Origin of the sequence: Streptomyces sp. NBC_00670, from assembly GCF_036226765.1 — a bacterium.
Lineage (GTDB): Bacteria > Actinomycetota > Actinomycetes > Streptomycetales > Streptomycetaceae > Streptomyces.
The window spans coordinates 4,283,181-4,308,679 of the sequence record NZ_CP109017.1; the positions used below are offsets into that span (position 1 = coordinate 4,283,181).

At 72.7% G+C, this 25,499-nt stretch carries 24 protein-coding genes and 1 tRNA gene; 16 read left to right on the forward strand and 9 right to left on the reverse strand.

Annotated features, from left to right (window positions below; translation table 11 throughout):
- Positions 1 to 90: 90 nt before the first annotated feature.
- Positions 91 to 663, reverse strand: a complete 573-nt coding sequence (locus OIE12_RS19000) for a DUF6668 family protein (RefSeq protein ID WP_329136907.1) — start codon at positions 661 to 663, stop codon at positions 91 to 93.
- A gap of 286 nt (positions 664 to 949) precedes the next feature.
- Between OIE12_RS19000 and OIE12_RS19005 the strand changes: the two genes are divergently transcribed.
- Positions 950 to 2,428, forward strand: a complete 1,479-nt coding sequence (locus OIE12_RS19005) for a tetratricopeptide repeat protein (RefSeq protein WP_329136910.1) — start codon at positions 950 to 952, stop codon at positions 2,426 to 2,428.
- Between the two features lie 295 nt (positions 2,429 to 2,723).
- Here OIE12_RS19005 and rarD read toward each other — a convergent pair whose 3' ends face one another.
- Complete coding sequence (rarD, locus tag OIE12_RS19010; RefSeq protein ID WP_329142055.1) at positions 2,724 to 3,671, reverse strand: EamA family transporter RarD; 948 nt, start codon at positions 3,669 to 3,671, stop codon at positions 2,724 to 2,726.
- Between the two features lie 234 nt (positions 3,672 to 3,905).
- Positions 3,906 to 4,760: an SDR family oxidoreductase gene (locus OIE12_RS19015; RefSeq protein ID WP_329136912.1), complete on the reverse strand. Its 855-nt coding sequence runs from the start codon at positions 4,758 to 4,760 to the stop codon at positions 3,906 to 3,908.
- Between the two features lie 123 nt (positions 4,761 to 4,883).
- Between OIE12_RS19015 and OIE12_RS19020 the strand changes: the two genes are divergently transcribed.
- The gene (locus tag OIE12_RS19020; RefSeq protein ID WP_329136914.1) at positions 4,884 to 5,345 is read left to right on the forward strand and encodes a winged helix-turn-helix transcriptional regulator; all 462 of its coding nucleotides are present in this window, start codon (positions 4,884 to 4,886) and stop codon (positions 5,343 to 5,345) included.
- A 17-nt stretch (positions 5,346 to 5,362) separates the two neighbouring features.
- On the opposite strand, the gene OIE12_RS19025 is transcribed toward OIE12_RS19020, so the two are convergent.
- The 5 genes from OIE12_RS19025 to OIE12_RS19045 form a co-directional block, all read right to left on the reverse strand.
- The gene (locus OIE12_RS19025; protein ID WP_329142057.1) at positions 5,363 to 6,364 is read right to left on the reverse strand and encodes a 2-oxoacid:ferredoxin oxidoreductase subunit beta; all 1,002 of its coding nucleotides are present in this window, start codon (positions 6,362 to 6,364) and stop codon (positions 5,363 to 5,365) included.
- Positions 6,365 to 6,494: 130 nt separating this feature from the next.
- Complete coding sequence (locus tag OIE12_RS19030; protein WP_329136916.1) at positions 6,495 to 8,435, reverse strand: 2-oxoacid:acceptor oxidoreductase subunit alpha; 1,941 nt, start codon at positions 8,433 to 8,435, stop codon at positions 6,495 to 6,497.
- 185 nt (positions 8,436 to 8,620) lie between these two features.
- Positions 8,621 to 9,292, reverse strand: coding sequence for a response regulator transcription factor (locus OIE12_RS19035; RefSeq protein WP_030379791.1), 672 nt, complete (start codon positions 9,290 to 9,292; stop codon positions 8,621 to 8,623).
- Between the two features lie 116 nt (positions 9,293 to 9,408).
- On the reverse strand, positions 9,409 to 10,791 hold the full coding sequence (locus OIE12_RS19040) for a sensor histidine kinase (protein WP_329136919.1): 1,383 nt from the start codon (positions 10,789 to 10,791) through the stop codon (positions 9,409 to 9,411).
- Positions 10,792 to 10,919: 128 nt separating this feature from the next.
- Positions 10,920 to 12,176 (reverse strand): sensor histidine kinase, encoded by a 1,257-nt coding sequence (locus OIE12_RS19045; protein ID WP_329136920.1) that lies wholly within the window; start codon positions 12,174 to 12,176, stop codon positions 10,920 to 10,922.
- Between the two features lie 272 nt (positions 12,177 to 12,448).
- Here OIE12_RS19045 and OIE12_RS19050 point away from each other — a divergent pair, with 272 nt between their 5' ends.
- The 13 genes from OIE12_RS19050 (at position 12,449) to OIE12_RS19110 (ending at position 24,585) form a co-directional block, all read left to right on the forward strand.
- A complete protein-coding gene (locus OIE12_RS19050; protein ID WP_329136922.1) occupies positions 12,449 to 12,859 on the forward strand; it encodes an NADH-quinone oxidoreductase subunit A in 411 nt (136 codons plus the stop codon).
- Entirely contained in the window at positions 12,850 to 13,626 is a 777-nt protein-coding gene (locus OIE12_RS19055) for an NADH-quinone oxidoreductase subunit B (RefSeq protein WP_443053858.1), read from the forward strand. Before OIE12_RS19050 ends, OIE12_RS19055 begins: the two co-directional genes overlap by 10 nt.
- The gene (locus tag OIE12_RS19060) at positions 13,623 to 14,933 is read left to right on the forward strand and encodes an NADH-quinone oxidoreductase subunit C (RefSeq protein WP_329136924.1); all 1,311 of its coding nucleotides are present in this window, start codon (positions 13,623 to 13,625) and stop codon (positions 14,931 to 14,933) included. The genes OIE12_RS19055 and OIE12_RS19060 overlap by 4 nt, the downstream gene beginning before the upstream one ends.
- Positions 14,930 to 15,898, forward strand: a complete 969-nt coding sequence (locus OIE12_RS19065) for a complex I subunit 1/NuoH family protein (RefSeq protein WP_329136926.1) — start codon at positions 14,930 to 14,932, stop codon at positions 15,896 to 15,898. The genes OIE12_RS19060 and OIE12_RS19065 overlap by 4 nt, the downstream gene beginning before the upstream one ends.
- The gene (locus OIE12_RS19070; RefSeq protein ID WP_329136928.1) at positions 15,898 to 16,458 is read left to right on the forward strand and encodes a NuoI/complex I 23 kDa subunit family protein; all 561 of its coding nucleotides are present in this window, start codon (positions 15,898 to 15,900) and stop codon (positions 16,456 to 16,458) included. Before OIE12_RS19065 ends, OIE12_RS19070 begins: the two co-directional genes overlap by 1 nt.
- Positions 16,455 to 17,165 carry an NADH-quinone oxidoreductase subunit J family protein gene (locus tag OIE12_RS19075; RefSeq protein WP_443053859.1) on the forward strand — a complete coding sequence of 237 codons (711 nt, stop codon included), beginning with the start codon at positions 16,455 to 16,457 and terminating at the stop codon, positions 17,163 to 17,165. Before OIE12_RS19070 ends, OIE12_RS19075 begins: the two co-directional genes overlap by 4 nt.
- The gene (gene nuoK / locus OIE12_RS19080) at positions 17,165 to 17,617 is read left to right on the forward strand and encodes an NADH-quinone oxidoreductase subunit NuoK (RefSeq protein ID WP_329136930.1); all 453 of its coding nucleotides are present in this window, start codon (positions 17,165 to 17,167) and stop codon (positions 17,615 to 17,617) included. Before OIE12_RS19075 ends, nuoK begins: the two co-directional genes overlap by 1 nt.
- A complete protein-coding gene (locus OIE12_RS19085; RefSeq protein WP_329136932.1) occupies positions 17,614 to 19,605 on the forward strand; it encodes an NADH-quinone oxidoreductase subunit 5 family protein in 1,992 nt (663 codons plus the stop codon). The genes nuoK and OIE12_RS19085 overlap by 4 nt, the downstream gene beginning before the upstream one ends.
- A gap of 6 nt (positions 19,606 to 19,611) precedes the next feature.
- Entirely contained in the window at positions 19,612 to 21,186 is a 1,575-nt protein-coding gene (locus tag OIE12_RS19090) for a complex I subunit 4 family protein (protein ID WP_329136934.1), read from the forward strand.
- Complete coding sequence (locus OIE12_RS19095; protein WP_329136936.1) at positions 21,183 to 22,694, forward strand: NADH-quinone oxidoreductase subunit N; 1,512 nt, start codon at positions 21,183 to 21,185, stop codon at positions 22,692 to 22,694. The genes OIE12_RS19090 and OIE12_RS19095 overlap by 4 nt, the downstream gene beginning before the upstream one ends.
- 156 nt (positions 22,695 to 22,850) lie before the next feature.
- A complete protein-coding gene (gene htpX / locus OIE12_RS19100; protein WP_329136938.1) occupies positions 22,851 to 23,714 on the forward strand; it encodes a zinc metalloprotease HtpX in 864 nt (287 codons plus the stop codon).
- Positions 23,711 to 24,103, forward strand: coding sequence for a YccF domain-containing protein (locus tag OIE12_RS19105; RefSeq protein WP_329136940.1), 393 nt, complete (start codon positions 23,711 to 23,713; stop codon positions 24,101 to 24,103). Before htpX ends, OIE12_RS19105 begins: the two co-directional genes overlap by 4 nt.
- 215 nt (positions 24,104 to 24,318) lie before the next feature.
- A complete protein-coding gene (locus OIE12_RS19110; RefSeq protein ID WP_030382339.1) occupies positions 24,319 to 24,585 on the forward strand; it encodes a GlsB/YeaQ/YmgE family stress response membrane protein in 267 nt (88 codons plus the stop codon).
- 110 nt (positions 24,586 to 24,695) lie between these two features.
- Here OIE12_RS19110 and OIE12_RS19115 read toward each other — a convergent pair whose 3' ends face one another.
- On the reverse strand, positions 24,696 to 25,184 hold the full coding sequence (locus tag OIE12_RS19115; protein ID WP_329136942.1) for a YajQ family cyclic di-GMP-binding protein: 489 nt from the start codon (positions 25,182 to 25,184) through the stop codon (positions 24,696 to 24,698).
- A gap of 209 nt (positions 25,185 to 25,393) precedes the next feature.
- On the opposite strand from OIE12_RS19115, the gene OIE12_RS19120 reads away from it, so the two are divergent.
- Positions 25,394 to 25,475: transfer RNA gene (locus tag OIE12_RS19120), tRNA-Tyr, on the forward strand.
- The last annotated feature ends 24 nt before the right edge of the window (positions 25,476 to 25,499 follow it).

A 25,499-nucleotide genomic window follows, 5' to 3' on the forward strand; every position in this document is an offset into this window, starting at 1 on the left:
GTTCCGGTGGCAGGCCGGGGCATTTCCTGAGCACCCCTGAGCAGCTCCCCCTTGCTCACGGCCTGCCACCGGCCGTGGGGGCGCGGCCGGTCAGCGGGGGGCGGAGGGCGGGCCGTGGTGACCGGTGAGGCGGGCGAGGGGGTCGCATTCGCGTGGGGGGCGGCCGGTCAGGTCGTTGGTGCGCCAGGCCGTCACCCACGGCACGCGGTAGACGTCGATCACCGCGTCGATCGCCTTGACCCGCTGGGCGAGCGGGCGCGGGAGCCGGCCCGGTGCGTCGGCGACGAGGACGACGGCGTCGAGGTCGAGGCCGGGCGGGGCGTCGCCGCGGCGGAAGATGTCGAGGGTGTTCGTCACGGCGTCCAGCCCCGTGGCGTGCGTACGGCCGACGAGCAGGATGGAGGGGGGTTCGCCGTGGTCGGGACGGGGCCAGGCGCGGCCGGTGTCGTGACCGCCGAAGACCGCGGCGAGCGTGGTGGTACCGGCTCCGCCGTGCGTCGCCACCCAGCTGAACCGCCGGGGGCCGGCCGTCGCGGGCGGCACGCCGGGACGCTGCGGGGACGCGGCGCCGGTCACCGGCCCGCGCAGCCAGATGTCCGGTCCGCCGGGTGCCTGCCCGGCGGCTCCCGGACCGCCGGGTCCCTGCCCTGCGTTGGGCCGCATCGGCTGCCTCCTCCTCGTCGGGCCGGTGGATCCGCACGGCGGTGCGGGGCGCCCGGAATCGGGCACGAGTTCTTGGGACGAAAATGTCACGTCCCGGTGACGCCAGGCACGGAAAACAAGCGCGAGACTCAACACCGTACGCGAATGGGGATCTTGGAGCCGAGGGAGCGTACGGTTCCCGGCAGTCTTACGGTCCCCCTCCCGCTCCGCCGCCGAACGACCCGAGTGAGGAACGATGTCTCGACTCCACCGCGAACACAAGCGGAGCCGCTCCACAGCGGGGGCCGTGTCCACGGGGCGCAACGGCGCCGCGGTGACCCCGATCGAGGTCCGGGTGCCGACGCAGCGGGAGCCGGCGCCGGGCGGGGGTGCGACGGTCGGCGGCATGCCGGTCGTCGCGGGTACGGGGGAGTCGGTCCAGGAAGCCGTCCTCAACCACCTGCACCGCCTCACCCTCGCCACCGGGCACCCCGTTCTGGCGACGGTCCACGACGAGCGCATCGGGTACGTGATCCCGCTGCGGATCCACGTGGACGGTTCGAGCACGTACGCGGGGCAGCCGGAGCGGTTCGCGGCCGTGGCGCCGGCGCCCGCCCCGGTGTCTGCGCCCGCCCCGGCGCCGGTGGCCGCGCCGGGGCCCCGGCGCGACAAGGCGACGCACGCGCTGCGGGCGGTGGAGGAGCGGGCGGTGCGGGAGCGGGCGGCGGGTGCGCCGGCCGCGGCACCGGCCCCTGCGCCGGCACCCGCGCCGGCGCCCGCCGAACCGGCGGTGGCGGCCCAGGGGCCGGCCGTCGGCGCCCGGCAGGTCGAGGACGGGCGCGCCGAGGAGGCGCGGTCGGAGGCGGCGTCCGCCGGGCACACCGTGGCAACCTTCATGCTGCGGGCGGTCCCGGAACAGACACCGCTGATCACGACCACCGCCTCCGGGCTCGCCCAGGACCTGTCCGCCGGTCCCGTCGCCCCCGCGAGCAGCACGCAGCCCCCGGTGCCGGGCACGGTGCAGCCTCCGCGAGGCGAGTTCGGCCCCCCGCCTGTCACGTCGGCCCCGAGCCCGGCTCCGGCTCCGGCCCCGGCACAGGAGCCCGCCCCGGCCCCCGCCCCGGCCGCCCCCGCGCCGAAGCCCGCTTCCGCCACCCCCGACCCCGAATCCGACCCGGAGTTCTCCGCCCCGGCCTGGAAGCCCACCCCCGCGCCGCGCACCGTCCCCGTCGAGGAGGTCAAGGAGCCGCCCGTGCGGGAGTTCGACTCCGTCGTCGACGTGGTGCTGGAGCCCGACCCCGGAAACGCGCCGAGCGCCTCCGACGGGCCGTTCGCGGCCCCCATGACGCGGATCGGCGAGGCGGTGCGGCAGGGCCGTGTCGACGAGGCCGCGGCACTCGCCGAGGAGACGGTCGCGGAGGCCACGGAGACGTACGGCACCGAGCACCCGGAGGTGCTGCGGCTGCGCGAACTCACCGCGTACATCGCCTATCTGGCCGGGGACCCGCTCCGCTCGTTCCACCTCTCCCTCGACCTCGCCCGGCTCCACCACCGCCTGCACGACGCACGCGCCGCGTACGGCAACGTGCAGAGCGCGGCGGCCGCCTGGCGCGCGGTGCGCGACCCGCTCCAGGGACTGCACCTGGGCCGCGACCTGATCGGCACGTGGACCGAACTCGCCGCGCACGAGGGCCCCGCCGCCGACGACCTGGAACAGCTCGAGTCGGCCCGCGCCCGCATGACCCGCCTCGCCGAACGCGCCCGCGCGCTCGACGAGGAGCGCTAGCCGAAGCGCGAACCCCGGACGCGGCGGCCGTCCCCGGCCCGCACGCCGGGACCCTTCGGTCGGGCCGTCCGTTCCGCGCGCCCGGTAAGGCCTGGCGCTCTCGGCGCTTCGGTCCGCAGGCTGGGCTGCCCGCTCCGGCTCGCGCGCCGGAAGCCTCCCGCCGAGCGGCCTCCCGCCGAGCGGCCTTCCGGCGGAGGCCTCCCGGCGGAGCCGTCGTCGTAGGCGTCGCTGCCGGTGCCGGTGCCGCTGCCGCTGCCGTTCGCCTTCGCCCCTGCCCCGCTCCGTCCCGCCGCGCTCAGCGGCTCGGGGCGGCGCCCTTGGCGTCCTCCGGTCGGGTCGCGGGCTCCGCCCGGAGGGCCGGCTCCGGTGCCCCGGGCGCCGTCGAACCGCCGGAGGCGACCCGCAGGGCCCGGGCCGTTCGGCGGGCCGTGCGGAGCGCGTCCCAGGTCAGGACGACGAGGGCCACCCACACCAGGGCGAACCCCGCCCACCGCTCGGGCGGCATCTCCTCGTGGAAGTAGAGGATGCCCAGCAGGAACTGGAAGACCGGCGTCAGGTACTGCAGCAGCCCCAGCGTCGACAGCGGCACCCGGATCGCGGCGGCGCCGAAGCAGACCAGCGGCAGCGCGGTCACCAGACCCGCCGCGGCGAGCAGCGCGGCGTGCCCGGGGCCGTGCGAGGCGAACGTCGAACCGCCGTGCGCGCCCAGCCACACCAGGTAGCCGAGCGCCGGCAGGAACTGCACGGCGGTCTCCGCGGCCAGCGACTCGATGCCGCCGAGGTTGACCTTCTTCTTCACCAGCCCGTACGTGGCGAACGAGAAGGCGAGGCAGAGCGAGATCCACGGCGGCCGGCCGTAGCCGACGGTGAGGACGACCACCGCGAGGGCGCCGGTCCCGACCGCCGCCCACTGCGCGGGCCGCAGCCGCTCCTTCAGCAGCAGTACGCCCATCGCGATGGTGACCAGCGGATTGATGAAGTACCCGAGCGAGGCCTCGACGACGTGCCCGGAGTTCACCGCCCAGATGTAGACGCCCCAGTTCACGGTGATGACGGCGGCGGCGACCGTGACCAGACCCAGCCGCTTCGGTGACCGCAGCAGCTCGCCCGCCCACGCCCAGCGGCGCAGCACGAGCAGCGCCACCCCCACGATGCCGAGCGACCAGACCATGCGGTGGGCGAGGATCTCCACCGCGCCGGCCGGCTTCAGCAGCGGCCAGAACAGGGGGACGAGGCCCCACATGCCGTACGCGGCGAAGCCGTTGAGGAGGCCGGTGCGCGATTCGCCGCCGGCCCCCGTCGATCCCTTGGTCGCCTGCCCGGCCACCGGCGCCTCCTCTCGCGCGCTGCTCCCGCACGACTGTTCGGTACGGCCGCCTCGCACGACCCTTTCGCAAGGTAACGCCGGAAACCCCCGCCTGTCATGCCCGTATCGACATACGGTCATGACAGGCGGGGGTCACCCCGGAAGCGTTGCTCAGCCCTTGAGCGCCACCGCGATCGCGTCGGCCAGCGGGGTGGTCGGGCGGCCGGCCAGCCGGGACAGATCGCCGGTCGAGACCACCAGCTCGCCCTTGGCGATGGCGGCGTCGACCCCCGCGAGCATCACGGCGAAGGGCTCGGGGACCCCGGCGCCGGTCAGGATGCCCGCGTACTCCTCGGTGGAGACGGGGGTGTAGCGGATCTCCTTGCCGGTCTGCCGGCCCACCTCGGCCGCGAACTCCGCGAAGCCCCACGCCTCGTCGCCGCCCAGCTCGTACGTCGTGTTCTCGTGGCCCTCGCCGGTCAGCACCGCCACCGCGGCGGCCGCGTAGTCGGCGCGCGAGGCCGAGGAGAGCCGGCCGTCGCCCGCGGCGTGGACGACCGCGCCGTGCTCCAGGACGGGGGCGAGCTGCTCGGTGTAGTTCTCGTGGTACCAGCCGTTGCGCAGCAGCGCGTACGGCACGCCGGAGGCGAGCAGCACCTGCTCGGTGGCCCGGTGGTCGTCGGCGAGCGAGGCCTTCAGGGTGTCCGGGGCGCTGGTGTAGGCGAGCAGGGCGACTCCGGCGGCGCGGGCGGCCTCGATGACGACCGTGTGCTGCTGGACCCGGCCCTTGGCGAACTCGTTGCCGGAGATCAGCAGCACCTTGTCGCCGGCCGAGAACAGGCCGTCGAAGGTCTCGGGCGCGTTGTAGTCGGCGACGGCCAGCCGTACGCCGCGCGCCGCGAGGTCGGCGGCCCGGGACTCGTCGCGCACGACGGCGGTGACCTGCTCGGCCGGGACCTTCTCCAGCAGCTGCTCCACGACGTGCCGGCCGAGGTGTCCGGTGGCTCCGGTGACGACGATGCTCATGGTGAGGTGCTCTCCTGTGGGGTGGGCGGACGTTCGCTGGCATCACTCACCCTAGGAGCTGCACTAACCAAAAGACAGTACCCACTTTGAAGTAAGGTACTGGTGTCGGGGTAGGGTTCCGGAATGACCACGAGCAAGGTGGACGTCACCGGTGAGGCGATGTGCCCCCACCGCCTCGTCCTCGAACACGTGACCAGTCGCTGGGCCGTCCTCGTGCTCACCGCGCTGCTGGACCGCCCCTATCGCTTCGGCGAGCTGCGCCGCGAGGTGAACGGGGCCGGCGGCCGGGCCGTCAGCGAGAAGATGCTCGCGCAGACGTTGCAGACCCTGGAGCGCGACGGCCTGGTCCACCGGGACGCCAAGCCGGTGATCCCGCCCCGCGTCGACTACTGGCTGACGGACCTGGGCCGCGAGGCGGCGGAACAGGTCCGCGCGCTCGCCCTGTGGTCGAAGCGGCGCATGGACGACGTACAACGCGCCCGCACCACGTACGACGAGGCGCGCGCGGCGCACGACAAGGCGCGCCACGAGCCGCACGCCGCACATGACGAAGCCCGGACCACCTCCGCGGTCCGGGCTTCGTAAGGGCGTCGGCGGCCGGCTCAGCCGACCACCGTCCACGTGTCGCCGCCGGCCAGCAGCGCCGCCAGGTCGCCCTTGCCGTGCTGCTCGACGGCCGCGTCGAGCTGGTCCGCCATCAGCGTGTCGTAGACCGGACGGTCCACCGAGCGGAACACCCCGATCGGGGTCCGGTGCAGCGTCTCCGGGTCGGCGAGCCGCGACAGCGCGAACGCCGTCGTCGGCGAGGCGGAGTGCGCGTCGTGCACCAGCACCCGCCCCTCGTTCTCCGGCGTCACCTCGACCACCTGGAGGTCCCCGGTCGCCGGATCCCGGACGACGCCCCGCCCTCCGTCGGCCCCGAACCGGATCGGCTGCCCGTGCTCCAGCCGGATCACGGCCTCCTCGGCCTGCTGCTTGTCCTTCAGCGGCTCGAACGCGCCGTCGTTGAAGATGTTGCAGTTCTGGTAGATCTCCACCAGCGCGGTGCCCGGGTGGGCGGCCGCCTGGCGCAGCACCTCGGTGAGGTGCTTGCGGTCGGAGTCCACCGTGCGGGCGACGAAGGACGCCTCCGCGCCGAGCGCGAGCGAGACCGGGTTGAAGGGCACGTCCAGCGAGCCCATCGGCGTCGACTTGGTGATCTTGCCGATCTCGGACGTCGGCGAGTACTGGCCCTTGGTGAGCCCGTAGATCCGGTTGTTGAACAGCAGGATCTTCAGGTTCACATTGCGGCGCAGCGCGTGGATCAGGTGGTTGCCGCCGATGGACAGCGCGTCGCCGTCACCGGTGACGACCCACACCGACAGGTCCCGCCGCGAGGTCGCGAGCCCGGTGGCGATGGCCGGGGCGCGGCCGTGGATCGAGTGCATCCCGTAGGTGTTCATGTAGTACGGGAAACGGGAGGAGCAGCCGATGCCGGAGACGAAGACGATGTTCTCCTTCGCCACGCCCAGCTCCGGCATGAAGCCCTGCACGGCGGCGAGGATCGCGTAGTCCCCGCAGCCCGGGCACCAGCGGACCTCCTGGTCGGACTTGAAGTCCTTCATCGACTGCTTGGCGGCCGCCTTCGGCACGAGGGAAAGCGCCTCGAACGCCCCACCCGCGGAACGGCCCGCGGAACCGTTCGCGGAACCCGCGGCCCCGCCCGCCGGCCTGGCGGTGCTCTCCGTCGTCGTCTCAGCCATCGATGGCCTCCTTCAGAGCCGTGGCGAGCTGTTCGGCCTTGAACGGCATGCCGTTGACCTGGTTGTACGAGTGGGCGTCCACCAGGTACTTCGCCCGGATCAGGGTGGCGAGCTGGCCGAGGTTCATCTCGGGGATCACCACCTTGTCGTACGCCCCGAGCACCGTGCCCAGGTTCTTCGGGAAGGGGTTGAGGTGGCGCAGATGGGCCTGGGCGATGTGCTCGCCGGCCGTGCGCAGCCGCCGTACCGCCGCCGTGATCGGCCCGTACGTCGAGCCCCAGCCGAGGACCAGGGTGCGGGCGCTGCCGCTCGGGTCGTCCACCTCCAGGTCGGCGACCTCGACGCCGTCGACCTTGGCCTGCCGGGTGCGGACCATGAAGTCGTGGTTGGCCGGGTCGTAGGAGATGTTGCCGGTGCCGTCCTGCTTCTCGATGCCGCCGATGCGGTGTTCGAGGCCGGGCGTGCCGGGGACGGCCCAGGGGCGGGCGAGGGTCTCCGGGTCGCGCTTGTACGGCCAGAACGCCTCGGTGCCGTCGTCCAGGGTGTGGTTGGGGCCCTGGGCGAACCGCACCCGCAGGTCGGGCAGCTCGTCGGGCTCCGGGATGCGCCACGGCTCGGAGCCGTTGGCGAGGTAGCCGTCGGAGAGCAGGAAGACCGGGGTGCGGTAGGTCAGCGCGATGCGGGCCGCCTCCAGGGCCGCGTCGAAGCAGTCGGCGGGGGTGCACGGGGCGACGACGGGGACCGGTGCCTCGCCGTTGCGGCCGTACATCGCCTGCAGCAGGTCCGCCTGCTCGGTCTTGGTGGGCAGGCCGGTGGAGGGGCCGCCGCGCTGGATGTCGACGATCAGCAGCGGCAGTTCCAGGGAGACGGCGAGCCCGATCGTCTCCGACTTCAGGGCCACGCCGGGTCCGGAGGTCGTGGTCACGGCGAGCGAGCCGCCGAAGGCCGCGCCCAGCGCCGCGCCGATGCCCGCGATCTCGTCCTCGGCCTGGAAGGTGCGTACGCCGAAGTTCTTGTGCTTGCTGAGCTCGTGCAGGATGTCGGAGGCCGGGGTGATCGGGTACGAGCCCAGGTACAGCGGCAGATCCGCCTGGCGCGAGGCGGCGACCAGGCCGTAGGACAGGGCGAGGTTGCCGGAGATGTTCCGGTAGGTGCCGGTCGGGAACGCGGTCGCGGCCGGGGCGACCTCGTAGGAGACGGCGAAGTCCTCCGTCGTCTCGCCGAAGTTCCAGCCCGCGCGGAACGCGGCGATGTTCGCCGCCGCGATGTCCGGCTTCTTGGCGAACTTCGTCCGCAGGAACTTCTCCGTGCCCTCGGTCGGCCGGTGGTACATCCACGACAGCAGGCCCAGCGCGAACATGTTCTTGCTGCGCTCGGCCTCCTTGCGGCTGAGGTCGAACTCCTTGAGCGCCTCCACGGTGAGCGTGGTCAGCGGCACCGGGTGGATCTGGTAGCCGTCCAGCGAGCCGTCCTCCAGCGGGGAGACGGCGTAGCCGACCTTCTGCATCGCGCGCTTGGTGAACTCGTCCGTGTTGACGATGATCTCCGCGCCGCGCGGCAGGTCGCCCACGTTCGCCTTCAGCGCCGCCGGGTTCATCGCCACCAGGACGTTCGGCGCGTCGCCCGGGGTGAGGATGTCGTGGTCGGCGAAGTGCAGCTGGAACGACGAGACGCCCGGCAGGGTCCCTGCGGGGGCGCGGATCTCGGCGGGGAAGTTCGGCAGGGTCGACAGGTCGTTGCCGAACGAAGCGGTCTCGGAGGTGAAACGGTCACCGGTGAGCTGCATGCCGTCACCGGAGTCGCCCGCGAACCGGATGATCACCCGGTCCAGCCGGCGGACGTCCTTGGTGCCCGCCGGTTTGCGCTGTCCTCCCACGAGGGCCCCGTCGGCCCCGTCGGCCTGTTCCGTTGTGCTGCTGACCTTGCTGGTCACTGAACTGGACCTCCCTCGAGGCGGCTGGCCGGGAGCGGTCGTCCCGCCGACCTTTCCGGCACAACCCTACGTCGGTAAGGGTGGCCTTCCCTCGACCGTTCGCATGATGGACGTGGAAATGAGACCGCATGGCCTCGTACGCACCACCCTTGTTGACAAATTGTCAACGACGGCTGCCGGGCAGTCTAGGAATTCAGGTACGTCAGTACGGCCAGGACGCGACGGTGATCCCCGTCACTCGGGGACAGCCCCAGCTTCAGGAAGATGTTGCTGACGTGCTTCTCGACGGCGCCGTCGCTCACCACCAGCTGCCGCGCGACCGCGGAGTTGGTCCGGCCCTCCGCCATCAGCCCCAGCACCTCGCGCTCCCTCGGGGTGAGCCCCGCGAGCACGTCCTGCTTGCGGCTGCGGCCCAGCAGCTGCGCGACCACCTCGGGGTCCAGGGCGGTGCCGCCGCGCGCCACCCGGACCACGGCGTCCACGAACTCGCGGACCTCGGCGACTCGGTCCTTGAGCAGGTAGCCGACGCCCCTGCTGGAATCGGCCAGCAGTTCGGTGGCGTAACGCTCCTCGACGTACTGCGACAGCACGAGCACGCCCAGCCCGGGGTGCCTGCGCCGCAGCTCGACGGCGGCGCGCACGCCCTCGTCGGTGTGGGTGGGCGGCATCCGCACATCGGCGACGACGACGTCCGGCAGCGCGCCGTCGGCGGACAGCTCGGTGATCGTCTTGATCAGCGCGTCCCCGTCCCCGACCCCGGCGACGACGTCGTGCCCCCGGTCGGTGAGCAGCCGGGTCAGCCCCTCGCGCAACAACACGGAATCCTCCGCGATCACGACCCGCACCCTGTCCTCCACGACGATGTACCCCCTGTGCTGCCTGTGCTGCGGACAGCACAAGCATCGCAGGGGTTGGGGGCGTGCAGGAGCTGTCCCTCCCAGGCGCCTTCTTTCCCCCCGGGGGGGGAGAACCGTCACGTCCGCCAGGGCAACTCCGCCGTCACCCTCGTGGGCCCGCCCACCGGGGAATCCACCACCAGGATCCCGTCGACCGCGTCCAGCCGCTCCGCCAGCCCCGCGAGCCCCGACCCCGTCCCCGCGTCGGCCCCGCCCACTCCGTCGTCCTCCACCTGCACCATCAGCCGGTCCTCCACCCGCCACACGTCCACGACCCCCCGCCGCGCCCCACTGTGCTTGCTGATGTTCTGCAACAGCTCGCACACCGTGAAGTACGCGATCCCCTCGATCGCCGGCGCCGGCCGCGCCGGCAGGTCGACCTCCACCCGCACCGGCACCGTGCACCGCGACGCCACCGCCGACAGCGCCGCGTCGAGCCCCCGGTCGGTCAGCACCGCCGGGTGAATCCCGCGCGCCAGGTCCCGCAGCTCCTGCAGCGCCGTCTTCACCTCGCCGTGCGCCTCCTCCACCATCCGCGCCGCCGCCCGCGGATCCTCGGTGACCTTCTCCTTCGCCAGCCCCAGGTCCATCGCCAGCGCCACCAGCCTCGCCTGCGCCCCGTCGTGCAGATCGCGCTCGATCCGCCGCAGATCCGCCGCCGCCGTGTCGACGACGACCCCCCGGTCCGACTCCAGCTCCACCACCCGCGCCGACAGCCGCGACGGCCCGAGCAGCCCGTACACCAGCACCCGGTCGACGGTGGTCAGCCCGCGCACGATCCACGGCGTGGCCATCGTGAACAGCAGCCCCACCAGCGCCGTCACGCCGATCTCGAACGGGTTGTCGAGGTAGACGCGGTGCGCCTCGTCGCCGAACAGCTGGATGCCGCCCTGCCCGGCCCACATCGGGAAGACCCAGAACCACAGCGGATACGTCAGCATCGCCCAGCCGTACGCCCAGAAGCTCAGCGCGACGGCGAACGCGAACACCGCCCACGGCAGGTGCAGCAGCGCGTACAGCAGATGCCGCCACGAGGAGCCGCTGCGGAACACCGCCCCCGTCCAGGCCAGCACCCCCCGCTCCCGGGGCCGCAGCGGCCCCGGCTCGGCCACGTCGAGGCCCAGCAGGGCCCGCGCCCGCGCCCGCTCCAGCGTGCCGAAGCCGCGGCAGGTGGCGAGCGTCGCCGCGAGCAGCGGGATGCCGACGAAGGTGACCAGCAGCCCGGCCCCGAGCGACACCATCGTCACGGCCAGCGTGAACATGATGATGCTGAGCGGGAGGCTGAGCATGAGGTACGAGAACTCGCGCCAGCTCCGCCCCTCGAACGGCGCCCGCAGCCCGGCCGGCAGCCGGTGCCGCCGCTCCCGCCCCCCGGAGCCGTACCCGGGCCCGTACCCCTGCCCGGGGCCCTGCTCGTACCCCGTCCCCGCCCCGTAGCCCTGCCCGTACTGCGTGGCCATCGCCGCCGTCCGTTCGTGTCGTCGTCGCTCCGTCACTGTGCACAAGCCTCCGCGTCCGGGGGCCGCAGGGCCATGGAGCGGGTCGGCGTCCCGATGCGGGGGTTTTCCCCACCTCCGGGAGTGCGGGGTTACTTCGGGCGCGTCCCGGAGCCCCGGCCCGCCCCCTCCCGGTGGCCGTCCCGGTCCCACCACGGCAGTTCCGCCGTGACCGTCGTCGGGCCGCCCTCCGGTGAGTCGATGACGAACAGTCCGTCGACCGCGCCGAGCCGGTCCGCGAGCCCCGCCATGCCCGTACCGCCGTCGAGCCGCGCCCCGCCCCGGCCGTCGTCCCACACCTGGATCAGCAGCCGGTTCTCGCTCCGCCACACGTCGACCGCCGCCGACCGCGCCCCGCTGTGCTTGCTGATGTTCTGCAGCAGCTCGGAGACGGTGAAGTAGGCGATCCCCTCGATCGCGGCCGCCGGCCGGACGGCCAGCTCGACGGCGACCTTCACCGGTACCGTGCAGCGCGAGGCGACCGAGGACAGCGCCGCGTCCAGGCCCCGGTCGGTGAGGACCGCCGGGTGGATGCCGCGCGCCAGGTCCCGCAGCTCCTGGAGGGCCAGCTTCACCTCGCCGTGCGCCTCGTCGACCATCGCCGCGGCCGCGTCCGGGTCCTCCAGCAGCTTCTCCTTGGCCAGACCGAGTCCCATCGCCAGATTGACCAGCCGGGCCTGCGCCCCGTCGTGCAGATCGCGCTCGATCCGCCGCAGGTCCGCCGCCGCCGTGTCCACCACGAAGCCGCGGTCGGACTCCAGCTCGCGGATCCGCCGCTCCAGCTCGTCGGAGGGGGAGAGCAGCGCGCGCACCATCACCCGGTCCACATTGGTCAGCCCACGGGTGAGGAACGGCAGCACGGGCCACAGCAGGAACAGCGACACCACCGTCACGGTGAAGGTGAAGACCGCCCACGGCAGCCGTATGACGTCGTACAGCACCGTCCGCCAGCCCACCGGATCCTTCAGCGCCAGCCACAGCCGGCGGCTCCAGCGGCCCCCCGCCAGCACGGGCAGCGGCGTCGGCTCCGCCACCCGCACGCCGAGCAGCGCCCGCGCCCTGGCCCGCTCCACCCGGCCGAGCTGCCGGGCGCCGGCCAGCCCGAGGGCCAGCAGCGGGAACCCGATCACGGTCACCGCCAGCCCCGACCCCACGGTGAGCAGCGTCACCGAGTAGACGAAGCCGACGAGGGCCATCGGCAGGTTCCCCAGCAGATGCGCGATCTCCCGCCAGGTCTGCCCGGTGAGGGCGAGGCGCGCGGGCGGCAGCCGCGCGCCGTCCGCGGCGGTCCCGGCTGTCGCCGCCGGCCCCTCTGTCCCCGCTGTCGGTGTCGTCAGGTGTTCGGTCATGCCGTCAGCGTGCCGGTCGGGCGGCGGGAACGCCATGAGGAGGGCCGCCTCGGACGACCGGGGGAAAACCCCACCTCGGCGGGACGTTCCCGGTCTCCCGGCCGTGCGCCGGCGCGCGCGGAGGGTACCCCCGCATCTCAAGGTGTGACGGGCTGCTTACCGTCTCTTTAGCAGGGCCTAGACTCCCGTGCGTACGGATCGCCGGACCCACACGGTCCGCGAAGGTGCACAGAAGTCACAGAAGTCACGAGGTCAGGGAGCGAGGGGCGGGCGTGCCGGAGCCGGAACAGCCGGGACAGACGGTCGTCGTCGCGGCGGACTACTTCTCCTCCTACTCGGTCGTCGGACTGCTCGCCGTCGTGGGCGTGCTCTTCGTCGCCGTCGCCTTCGGCGCCAACCGGCTGCTGCGTCCCGCCGTGCCCACGCCCGAGAAACTCCTGACGTACGAGTGCGGCGTCGACCCCGTCGGCGAGGGCTGGGCCCACACCCAGGTCCGCTACTACGTCTACGCGTTCCTCTACGTGATCTTCGCGGTCGACTCGATCTTCCTCTTCCCGTGGGCGACGGTGTTCGCCGCGCCCGGCTACGGCGCGGCGACCCTCGTCGAGATGTTCCTCTTCCTCGGCTTCCTGGCCGTCGGACTGCTCTACGCGTACAAGAAGGGCGTCCTGACATGGACGTGACCCCCACCCCTTCCGGCGGCTCCCAGTCGGTGTTCCTGCCGGATCCCACGCCGGCCCCTTCCGGGTCGACGGCCTCGTCCGGGCCGTCGGGCGCGCTCGAGCCCCGGCGGCTCGGCACGCTGGCGCGGCTGGCGCCCGAACCCATGAAGGTGGTCCTGAACTGGGGCCGCCGCTACTCGCTGTGGGTCTTCAACTTCGGACTCGCCTGCTGCGCCATCGAGTTCATCGCCGCGTCGATGTCCCGCCACGACTTCATGCGGCTCGGCGTGATCCCCTTCGCGCCGGGGCCGCGCCAGGCCGACCTGATGGTCGTCTCCGGCACGGTGACGGACAAGATGGCGCCCGCCGTGAAGCGGCTGTACGAACAGATGCCCGAGCCGAAGTACGTCATCTCCTTCGGCGCCTGCTCCAACTGCGGCGGCCCGTACTGGGACTCGTACGCCGTCACCAAGGGCGTCGACCAGATCATCCCCGTGGACGTCTACGTCCCCGGCTGCCCGCCCCGCCCGGAGGCGCTGCTCCAGGGGATCATCAAGCTCCAGGAGAAGATCGCCCGCGAGTCGCTCGGGGAGCGGTACGGGGAGGCTGGCGCGGCGCGCCCGTCGACGGCCGCGCTGCGGTCGGGGCTGGTACGGCCTCCGGGGGCGGTGGGGGGTGCGGAGCCTGCCGGGACCGCCGGGGGTGCCGCGAGCAGCGGGGCCGCCGAGGGCTCGGAGGGTGCCGGCCGTTCCGAGGGCCCCGAGGGCTCCGGGGGAGGCGCGCGATGACCGAGGCCGGCTGGCTGCCCGCCCCCGTCGGTGAGCTCTTCGGTCCGGACGCCACCGCCGAGGAGTCGTACGACCTCCTCACCGTCGACGTACCGCCCACCGCGTGGATCACCGCGCTGTGCACCGCCCGTGACACCCTTGCCTGCACCTACTTCGACTGGCTCAGCGCGGTCGACGAACCGGGCACCGGCTTCCGCGTCTCGGCCCACGTCGTCGCCCTCTCCCCGGTGCGACGGCTGCTCGTCCGTACGACCGTCCCGCACGAGGCCCCCGTCCTGCCCACCGCCGTGGACGTCTACGCGGGCGCCGGCTGGCACGAGCGCGAGACCCACGAGATGTTCGGCGTCGGCTTCGAGGGCCACCCGGCCCTCGACCACCTGCTGCTCCCCGAGACCTTCGAGGGCCACCCGCTGCGCAAGGACTTCGTCCTCGCCGCCCGCGTCGCCAAGGCGTGGCCGGGCGCGAAGGAGCCGGGGGAGTCGGAGCACGGCGGGCCCAAGCGCCGCCAGATGCTGCCCCCGGGCGTCCCCGACCCGAACGAGTGGGGCCCGCTGAGAGGACAGCTCCCGGCCGCCCCGGCCCGCCCGGCACGCGGCGCCCGCGCGGCCGGCGACCGTCCCGCCCGCACCCCGGCCGACCGCCCCCCACGCCGCACCCGCACGGCGAGCCAGGGCTCGGCGAGCCAGACACCGGGGGCGACGGCTCCCGGTGCGACGGCGCCCGAAGCGACGACGGCGGCGCCCGACGCGAAGGCGACGCCCGAGGTGACGACGGCGCCCGACGCGACGGCGGCGCCCGCGGGGCCGACGGAGCCGCAGCCGACGGAGGGCACCGAGGGCACCGCCCCCGCACGGCCGCCCCGCCGTGCCCGCTCGGCGGGCGAGGGCTCGGCCTCGCAGCGCCCCGACGCCGGGGGCCAAACCCCGGCCGGCCCGCGCCGCACCCGCACCGCGAGCGGCGGCTCGGCCTCCCAGCGCACGGAGCCGGGCGTCACCGAGGACGCGAACCCCGCCCCCCGCGGCTCCGACGCCCCCTGGCACCACGCCCGCCCGGCCTTCGAGGACCCCACCCCCGAACCGCCGGCCGAGCCCACCCCCGAACCGCCCGCCGAGCCGCGCCCGCGGCAAGCCGCTCCCGACCCGGAGAGCCCGGCCCCCGACCCGGAGGACCCGACCTCCGACCCGGAGAACCCGGCCCCCGGCCCGGAGGACCCGACCTCCGACCCGGAGGACCCGACCTCCGCCCCGGAGGCCCCGGCCCCCGGCCCGGACGACGACGATCACCCCACCCCCGGAGGCACGCAGTGAACGACGCCCTCGACGTCGCCCTGCGACTCCTCGTCGTCTTCATCGTCTTCCTGACCTTCCCCCTGATCGTCGGCCAGACCGAGCACAAGGTGATGGCCCACATGCAGGGCCGCCTCGGCCCGATGTACGCCGGCGGCTTCCACGGCTGGGCCCAACTCGTCGCAGACGGCGTGAAGTTCGCCCAGAAGGAGAACGTCGTTCCGGCCGACGCCGACCGCCGCGTCTTCCAGCTCGCCCCGGCCGTCGCCCTGTTGCCCTACCTCCTCGTCCTGCTGGTCATCCCGGTCGGCCCCGGGGAGGGGGCCGTCGGCCAGGCCGTCGACGCGGGCATCTTCTTCGTGCTCGCCGTCATGGGCATCGGCGTCCTCGGCTCGCTCATGGCCGGCTGGGCCTCCGCCAACAAGTACTCCCTCCTCGGCGGCCTGCGCACCGCCGCGCAGCTGCTGTCCTACGAACTCCCGATGCTGCTCACCGCCGCCTCCGTGGCGATGGCGGCCGGCACCGTCTCCCTCACCGGCATCCTCGACGCCTTCGAGTGGTGGTGGCTGCCCTGGCAGATCGTCGGCGCACTGGTCTTCTTCGTGGCCGGACTGGCCGAACTGCAGCGCCCCCCGTTCGACATGCCCGTCGCCGACTCGGAGATCATCTTCGGTGCGTACACCGAGTACACCGGCCTGCGCTTCGCTCTGTTCCTCCTCGCCGAGTACGCCGGCATCGTCGTCCTGTGCGGTCTGACCACCGTCCTCTTCCTGGGCGGCTGGCACGGCCCCTGGGGCGCCGACGGCCTCGGCTGGGTCTGGACCCTGCTGAAGACCGCCGTCCTCGCCTTCGTCGTCATCTGGCTCCGCGTCACCTATCCCCGGCTGCGCGAGGACCAGTTGCAGAAGCTCTCCTGGACCGTCCTCGTCCCCCTCGCCCTCGCCCAGATCGCCCTCACCGGCGTCGTCAAGGTGGTGATCTCCTGATGTCCCCCGTCTTCGGCTCCGGCCTGGCCAAGGGTCTGGCCGTCACCCTGCGCACGATGACGAAGAAGACCGTCACCGCGCAGTACCCGGACGCCCAGCCCGAACTCCCGCCCCGCAGCCGCGGCGTGATCGGACTGTTCGAGGAGAACTGCACGGTCTGCATGCTGTGCGCCCGCGAGTGCCCGGACTGGTGCATCTACATCGACTCCCACAAGGAGACGGTCCCGGCGGCCGCCCCCGGCGGCCGCGAACGCAGCCGCAACGTCCTCGACCGCTTCGCCATCGACTTCTCCCTGTGCATGTACTGCGGTATCTGCATCGAGGTCTGTCCTTTCGACGCACTGTTCTGGTCCCCGGAGTTCGAGTACGCCGAGACCGACATCCGCGACCTCACCCACGAGCGCGACAAGCTCCGCGAGTGGATGTGGACCGTCCCGGCCCCGCCCGCCCTCGACCCCGGCGCGGAGGAGCCCAAGGAGATCGCCGCCGCCCGCAAGACCGCCGACAAGCTCGCGACCGCCCAGTCCGAGGCATCCACTCCGCAGGAAGGCGAGTCGTGACCCTCACCGCAGCCGCCGCCACCGCGGCGCACGCCGCGACGACCGCTGCCGCCCACGCCGCGCACACCACCGCGGCGCACGCCACGCACGTCACGACGACCGCCGCCACCGCGCAGACCCACGGTTTCCTCTCCCCGACCGGCGTCGAGATCGCCTTCCTCCTCGTCGGCCTGGTCACCCTCGGCGCCGCCCTGGTCACCGTCACCACCCGGCAGCTCGTGCACGCCGCCCTGTGGCTGGTGGTGTCCCTCGGCGGACTCGCCGTCGAGTACCTCCTGCTCACCGCCGAGTTCATCGCCTGGGTGCAGGTCCTCATCTACGTCGGTTCCATCGTCGTCCTCCTCCTGTTCGGTCTGATGCTCACCCGCGCCCCCATCGGCCGCTCCCCGGACGCCGACTCCGGCAACCGCTGGGCCGCCCTCACCGTGGCCGTCGCCGCCGCGGCCGCCCTCGTCTGGGTGGTCGTCGACGCCTTCCGCACCACCTGGGTCGACCTGGACGGCGCCCCGGCCGGCTCCACCGAGGTCACCGGCGAGGCCCTCTTCCAGAACTGGGTCCTCCCCTTCGAGGCCCTCTCCGTCCTCCTCCTCGCCGCCCTCGTCGGCGCGATCGTCCTGTCCCGCAAGGCCAAGGCCGACGCCGCCACGCCCCCCGCCGTCCCGGGCGCCCGCGGCGGCCGGCGGCCGGCCGAGGAAGGTGTCCGCTGATGCACCTCGCCTATCCCGCCGTGCTCTCCGCCCTCCTGTTCTGCACCGGTCTGTACGGCGTCCTCGCCCGGCGCAACGCGATCCTGGTCCTGATGTCGGTCGAGCTGATGCTCAACGCCGTCAACCTCAACCTCGTCGCCTTCGACGTCTGGCTCGACCGCGCCGCCCGCGACCACCTCCACTCCGGCCAGGCCCTGACCCTGTTCACCATCGCCATCGCCGCCGCCGAGATCGGCATCGGCCTGGCGATCGTCCTCGCCGTGCACCGCAACCGCGGCACCTCCGACATCGACAAGCTCCGCGACACCGCCGAACTCCCCGGCCCCGACGATCCGTCCGACGACGACCGGGGCCCCGGCGGATCCGGCGGGTCCCACGGCCCCGACGGCGACGATCACGACAGCGACGGCCCGGCAGCCACCGCGGCCCAGAAGGCTGAGGCCACCGCGTGACCACGACCACCCTCGCCGTCCTCGTCCCCCTCCTCCCCTTCCTCGGCGCCGCGGCCGGCCTGCTCCTCGGCCGCACCGCCCCCGTCTTCGTCCGTCCCCTCGCCGTCCTGCCGACCCTCGCGGCGTTCGTCCTGGCCGTGCTGGTCGCGGCCCGCCAGGGCGGCGACGGCGCGGTCGACGCCGCCACCGAACTCACCCCCACCGGCTCGGTCCCCATCGAGCTCGCCCTGCACATCGACGGCTTCGCCGCCCTCGTCGCCGTCCTCGTCGGCACCGTCGCCACCTGTGTGCAGCTCTACTCGACCGGCTACCTGCGCCACGACCCGCGCTACCCCTCCTACGCCGCCCTCGTCTCCCTCTTCACCTCCGCGATGCTGCTCGTCGTCTACTCCGGCGACCTGATGGTGCTGCTGGTCGGCTGGGAGATCATGGGCATCTGCTCCTACTTCCTGGTCGGCCACTACTGGGAGACCCCCGAGGCCCGTGCCGCCTCGATCAAGGCCTTCCTGGTGACCAAACTCGGTGACGTCCCCTTCCTCATCGGCCTGCTCGCCCTCGCCTCCGACACCGGCTCCTTCCGTCTGACGAAGATCCTCGGCGCCGTCGCGCACGGCGGGCTCGACCACCCGACCCTGATCGCCCTGCTGCTCCTGGCCGGCGTGGCGGGCAAGTCGGCGCAGTTCCCGCTGCACACCTGGCTCCCCGACGCGATGGCCGGTCCCACCCCGGTCTCCGCGCTGATCCACGCCGCGACCATGGTCGCCGCCGGCATCTACTTCGTCGCCCGCCTCCTTCCGGTCTTCGAGGCCTCCCGGGCCGCGATGGTCGTCCTCGCCGTCATGGCCGCCGTCACGATGGCCGGCTCGGCACTCGCCGCGCTCGCCCAGGACGACATCAAGCGCGTCCTCGCCTACTCGACGATCGGCCAGCTCGGCTATCTCAGCGGCGCCCTCGCCGTCGGCGACCGCGGCGCCGCCGTCTTCCACCTCCTCGCCCACGGCGCCTTCAAGGCGCTCCTCTTCCTCGCCGGCGGCGTGGTCATCCACGCCGCCGGTACCAACTCGCTGGCCGCCATGTCCCGCATGGGCAACCTGCGCGCCCGCGTCCCCGACGCCTTCTGGACGATGACCGTGGCACTGCTCGCGCTCGCCGCGATCCCGCCGTTCAGCGGCTTCTTCTCCAAGGAGGCCGTCCTCGGCGCCGCCGAGCACGTGGCCACCGGCCACACCGCGCACGCACCCGGCGCCGCGGGCTGGATCGTCCTGGTCGCCGGGCTGTTCACCGCCCTCCTCACCGGTGCCTACGCCACCCGCCTGTGGCTGCTCGCCTTCCACGGCCGGGGCACCGAGGCCCCCGACCACGGCCGGCAGCCCGTCGTCATGAACGCCGTGCTGTGGGTGCTCGCCGTCCCCTCCCTCGCCTTCGGTCTCGCCTACGGCGTGCTGCCCGACTGGTTCGACGGCCGGGACCTGACGCCCACCCTCCAGACCGCCGTCCTCGGCACCGGCCTCGCCCTGGTCGGCGTGGTCGTCACCTACGGCGCCTGGCGGCACACCAGCGCCCTCGCGTCCCGCACCCCGCTCGGCGCCGTCGCCGCGCACCCCGAGGGCGACGCGGCCGAGGTGGAGGCCGAGGCCATCGCCAGCCACACCCCCGCCTACGGCGACGTGGCCTCCGCTCCCGACCCGGCGGACCCCGGACGGCTGCTGCTCGGTCCGCTGCACCGCCCCGCGGCCGCCGGCTTCCGCCTCGACGCCGTCTACACGGCGCTCTTCGTCCGCCCCGTCCAGGCCGGCGCACGGCTCGTCCGGTTCCTCGACCGCGCGGTCGTCGACACCTACGTCCAGGGCGCGGGCGCCCTGCCCCGCCTGCTGGGCGGTGCCGTACGGCGGGCCCAGACCGGCAATGTGCAGACCTATGTGAGCGCGCTGCTCGCCGGCACCGTCGTCCTGACGGTCGCCGCCGTCCTCGTCGCCACGGGAGCGTGAGCAGGCGTGATCGATATCAGCGAGTCCGTGATGCAGTTCCTTCTGGCGTTCCTCGTCCTCGCCCCGCTTCTCGGGGCGCTCGCCGCCCTCCTGCCGGCGCCCCCCGGACTGAAGGGGAAGTCACCCGAGCAGGCCGTGCTGCGGCACGGTGTGACCGTCACCGGCGCCGTCCTCATCGCGGCGATCGTCCTCGCGCTCGGCTTCGACCACGACCAGCCGTCGAAGATGCAGGCCACGACCGACATCAGCTGGATCCCCGCACTCCACGTGCGCCTCCACCTCGGCGTCGACGGCATCTCCCTCCCCCTTCTGGTCCTGACCGCGCTGCTGACCTTCCTCTGCGCGCTCTACTCCTACTTCAAGCTGCCCGCGGGCCCGTCCCCGAAGGCGTTCGTCGCCCTGCTGCTCCTGCTCGAGGGCGGCACCCTCGCCACCTTCGCCGTCCTCGACCTGCTGCTGTTCTTCCTCGCCTTCGAGACCGTGCTCATCCCGATGTACTTCCTCATCGCCCGCTGGGGCGGTGCGGACCGGACCCGGGCCGCCTGGCGCTTCATCCTCTACACCCTGCTCGGATCCGTGGTCATGCTGCTCGGCCTGCTCCTGATCGGGCTCAAGGCGGGCACGTTCGACATGATGGCACTCGCCACTGACAACGGCCGGTCACTCTCCGCATCCGTGCAGGTCATCGCCGTTCTGGCGATCGGGATAGGGTTCGCGGTGAAGACGCCGATGTGGCCATTGCACAGCTGGCTGCCCGACGCGCACACCGCCGCGCCCACCGTCGGCTCGGTCCTGCTGGCGGGTGTCCTGCTGAAGATGGGTACGTACGGGTTCGTCCGCATTCTGCTGCCCATCGCGCCGCACGGGTTCCACACCTTCGCGCCCTACCTCGCCGCCCTCGCCGTCGCCGGGATCATCTACGGCTCCCTGGCCTGCCTCGCGCTGGCCCGGCGGGGTGCGAAGGGCGATCTCAAACGCCTGATCGCCTACTCCTCCGTCGGCCACATGGGCTTCGTGCTGCTCGGCATCGCGACCATGACCCCGACCGGCGTCAACGGCGCCCTCTTCGCCAACATCGCCCACGGCCTCATCACCGGCCTGCTGTTCTTCCTGGTCGGCGGGGTGAAGGACCGCACCGGCACCATCGACCTCGACACCCTGGCGAAGGGCGCCGGAGCCGCGCTCTACGGCCGGGCGCCCCGCCTCGGCGGACTGCTCGCCTTCGCCGCCGTCGCCTCCCTCGGCCTGCCCGGACTCGCCGGGTTCTGGGGCGAGATGCTCGCGCTGTTCGGCGCGTTCGACCCGGCCGCCGGCCTCAGCCGCCCCGCCTTCCTAACCTTCATGGCGATCGCCGCGTTCGGCACCCTGCTCACGGCCGGATACATGCTCGTCGTGGTCCGCCGCGTCTGCATGGGCGCCGTACCACAGGGGGCCCCGGAACTCGCCGACGTCCACACGTTCGAATTTGCGGCCTGGACCCCGCTCGTCGTCCTCACCGTCGTCGCCGGCCTGTGGCCCAAGGCCCTCCTCGGCCTGACCGACCCAGCCGTGCAGCAACTCCTCGCAGGAGGCACCCGATGAGTCCCCTCGCCGCCTCCGCGGTCCAGTCCGTCGACTGGCTCGCGCTCGCGCCCACCGTGCTCACCGCCGCCGTGGGACTCGTCGTACTGGTGGCCGACCTCTTCCTCACCGAGTCCAGGAAGCCCCTGCTCGGCTGGGTCTCGGTGGCCGGCCTCGCCGCCGCCGGCCTCCTGCTGCTGCCCCTCCTGGACGGTGACCGCGCCACCTTCTGCAGAGAGGGCTCCACGCGCGCGTGCAGCTACACCGTGGACACCTTCACCCTCGTCATCCAGTTCCTCGTCCTCGGCGGCGCCCTCCTCGCGGCCCTGCTCTCGGTCACCGCCCTCAAGGACTCCGACCGCGGCCTGCCCGAGGGCGAGTACTGGTTCCTGCTGCTGTCCTCCGCCGCCGGTGCCGCCCTGCTGCCCGCCTCCCGTGACCTCGCCACCCTCGTCGTCGCCCTGGAGGTCGCCTCCCTGCCCGCGTTCGCCCTCGTCGGCCTGCGCCACGGCGACCGGAAGTCCTCCGAGGCGGCCCTGAAGTTCTTCCTCTCCTCGGTGACCGCGACCGCCGTCACCCTCATGGGTGTCAGCTTCCTCTACGCCACCACCGGCACCCTCTACCTCACCGAGCTCGCCGGCCGCGTCCAGCACGTCGACGGCCAGTTCCACACCCTCGCCCAGGCCGGCGTCGTCCTCACCCTGGTCGGCTTCGCCTTCAAGACCGCCGCCGTGCCGTTCCACTTCTGGGTGCCCGACACCTATGTGGGCGCACCCCTGCCGATCGCCGCCTACCTCTCGGTCGTCGGCAAGGCGGTCGGCTTCACCGGCCTCATCCTGGTCACCGTCGTCGCCCTGCCCTCGTACGCCGACGTCTGGGGCCCCGCGCTCGCCGCCCTGGCCGCCCTCACCATGACCGTCGGCAACGTCGGCGCCCTGCGGCAGAGCGCCACGCGCGCGTACAGCGCGGTACGCCTGCTCGCCTGGTCCTCCGTCGGCCAGGCCGGCTACCTCCTGGTGCCGATCGCCGCGGCCGCCTACTCCAAGGACACCGACCGCGCCGTCGGCTCGACCGTCGCCTACGCCCTCATGTACGCGGCCGTCAACCTCGGCGCCTTCGCCGTCGCCGCCCTCGTCGGCCGCGCCCACGCCCGCAACCGCGTCGCCGACTACCGAGGCCTGTACGCCACCAACCCGCTCACCGCGCTGCTGCTGGCCTTCTTCCTGCTCTGCCTGGCCGGACTGCCCCCGGGCGTCATCGGCCTGTTCGCCAAGGTCACCGTGTTCTCCGCGGCCGTCGACGCGGGCCTCGGCTGGCTCGCCGTCGTCATGGCCGTCAACGTCGTGATCGCCCTCTTCTACTACCTGAAGTGGACGGCCCTGCTCTTCCGCGCCCCCGACGGCGACCCCGTACGGCACCCGCTGCCGGCCCCGCTCACCGCCGCGCTCGCCCTCACCGGCGTCGTCGGCATCGCCCTGTCCGGCGCGCCGCAGCTGGTCCTGCGCTTCTCCGACACCGGGCTGTTCTGACGCGTCACCCGTACGCCACGGGCACGCCCCCGCGCGCACAAGGGAACTCGCCCACCCCGTCTGGCGTTGACCAGACCGGGAGGATCCACTGAGAAGTGGCGTCAACAGCATCCCCAGACAAAGGGTTCCCCTGCCGCACGACTTGGAGGGCGTACCGTGCACCGCCGGCACAACGGGATCAGGACCGCGGTTCTCCTCGGGGGACTGTCCGCACTCATCATCGTCATCGGCTCGCTCTTCGGGCGCACCGGCCTGATCGTGGCGGTCCTGGTCGCCCTCGGCACCAACGCGTACGCGTACTGGAACAGCGACAAGCTGGCGCTGCGCGCGATGCGCGCCCGTCCGGTCAGCGAGTTCGAGGCCCCCGCCCTCTACCGCATGGTGCGCGAGCTCTCCACCGAGGCCCGCCAGCCCATGCCCCGCCTGTACATCTCGCCCACCGAGGCCCCCAACGCCTTCGCCACCGGCCGCAACCCGCGCAACGCAGCGGTGTGCTGCACCGACGGCATCCTGCGCCTGCTGGACGCACGGGAACTGCGCGGCGTGATCGGCCACGAACTGAGCCACGTCTACAACCGCGACATCCTGATCTCCTCCGTCGCGGGCGCCCTCGCCTCCGTGATCATGTTCCTGGTCAACTTCGCCTGGCTGATCCCGATCGGCCGCTCCGGGGACGACGACGGCCCCGGCCTCCTCGGCATGCTGATGATCATGCTCCTCGGCCCGCTCGCCGCCACCCTCATCCAGCTCGCCATCAGCCGCTCCCGGGAGTACGAGGCGGACGCCTCCGGCGCCCAGCTCACCGGCGACCCGCTGGCCCTGGCGAGCGCCCTGCGCAAGCTGGAGACGGGCACCAAGCAGCTTCCGCTGCCGCCCGAGCCGCGCATCGAGACGGCCAGCCATATGATGATCGCCAACCCGTTCCGGCCCGGTCAGGGGCTCTCCAGACTGTTCTCCACCCACCCGCCGATGGCGGAGCGCATCACCCGACTCGAACAAATGGCAGGTCGACAGCGGTGAAGACCATTCTGAACGTCATCTGGCTGATACTGAGCGGCTTCTGGCTGTTCCTGGGCTATCTGTTCGCCGGCGCGCTGCTCTGCATCACGATCATCGGCATTCCGTTCGGCATAGCGGCGTTCCGTATCGGCGTCTACGCGCTGTGGCCGTTCGGCTATACGACGGTGGAGCGGCGCGACGCGGGCGCCCCGTCCTGCGTCGGCAACGTGCTGTGGCTGGTACTCGCCGGCTGGTGGCTGGCGCTCGCCCACATCGTCACCGGCGTCATGCTGTGCCTCACGATCATCGGGATCCCGTTCGGCATCGCCAACTTCAAGCTCATACCCGTCTCCCTGGTGCCGCTGGGCCGCGAGATCGTCCGCACGGACCAGCCCTTCGCGACGCGCTGACGGCACCGGCACGCCGGACGCCGCCCGCACGGGCGACGGCCCGGCGCCGACTGCAACCGCGGACGCGGCGGAGACCGTCCTCCCCGACAAGAACACCATGTCGCAGGCACGAGGCGGGAAGGCGCAGGGCGGCCCGAGACAACCGCGCCCGGCCGGGACGCGACCCAACGGCGCGGGCACAGCACAGGCACAGCGCGGAGAGGCAGGCTGAGGGCATGACCATTGTCGGCTGGATCATTCTGGGGCTGCTGGCGGGAGCCATCGCCAAGTTCCTGCTCCCGGGCAAGGACCCGGGCGGCTTCGTGGGCACCACCCTCATCGGCGTCGCGGGCGCCTTCATCGGCGGCTGGATCTCCGCACGCTGGCTGGACCACACGATCACCAAGAACTTCTTCGACAGCGCCACCTGGGCGGCGGCGATCGGCGGCTCCCTGGTGCTGCTGATCGTCTACCGCATCCTGTTCGGCGACTCCCGCCGCTGAGCACGCACGGACCACGCCGGAGGGCGGGCACCCCGCACAGGGGCGCCCGCCCTCTCCCGGTTCACCGGCGGTCGAAGGCCACCGGCCTCACCGGCGGTCGAGGATCCGCCTCACCGGTAGTTGACGAACTGCAGTGCGAAGTCGAAGTCCTTGCCCTTGAGGAGGGCGATGACGGCCTGGAGGTCGTCCCGGCTCTTGGAGCTGACGCGCAGCTCGTCGCCCTGCACCTGGGCCTTCACGCCCTTGGGCCCCTCGTCACGGATGATCTTCGCTACCTTCTTGGCGTTGTCCTGGGAGATGCCCTCCTCGATGGAGGCGAAGATCTTGTACTCCTTGCCGGAGAGCTGCGGCTCACCGGCGTCCAGCGCCTTGAGCGAGATCCCGCGCTTGACCAGCTTCGACTGGAAGACGTCGAGGATGGCCTTCACCCGCTCCTCGGAGTTCGCCTGCATCAGGATCTTCTCGCCGGACCAGGCGATCGAGGCGCCGACGTTCTTGAAGTCGTAGCGCTGGGAGATCTCCTTGCCGGCCTGGTTGAGGGCGTTGTCGACCTCCTGCCGCTCGACCTTCGAGACGATGTCGAAACTGGAGTCGGCCATGTCCTGTGGCTCCTTGTATCGGGTGGATCGGGGTGCGTACGCGACGGTCCCGGCACGCACCGCGGACCGGGGCCGCATCCGCATAAGCCTAGTCACCCGAGGCACCCCCGGTACTGATCAACCGAGTGGCGGAGCACCCCCCTGCATCAGGTATCGTTTACGTCGTTGCCACGGAGCACCGCACGAGCGGCCTCCACGGCGATCACCCCGGCGGTGTGCCCGAGCGGCCAAAGGGAGCAGACTGTAAATCTGCCGGCTCAGCCTTCCCAGGTTCGAATCCTGGCGCCGCCACACGGGAAAGACAGGGTCCGTGAC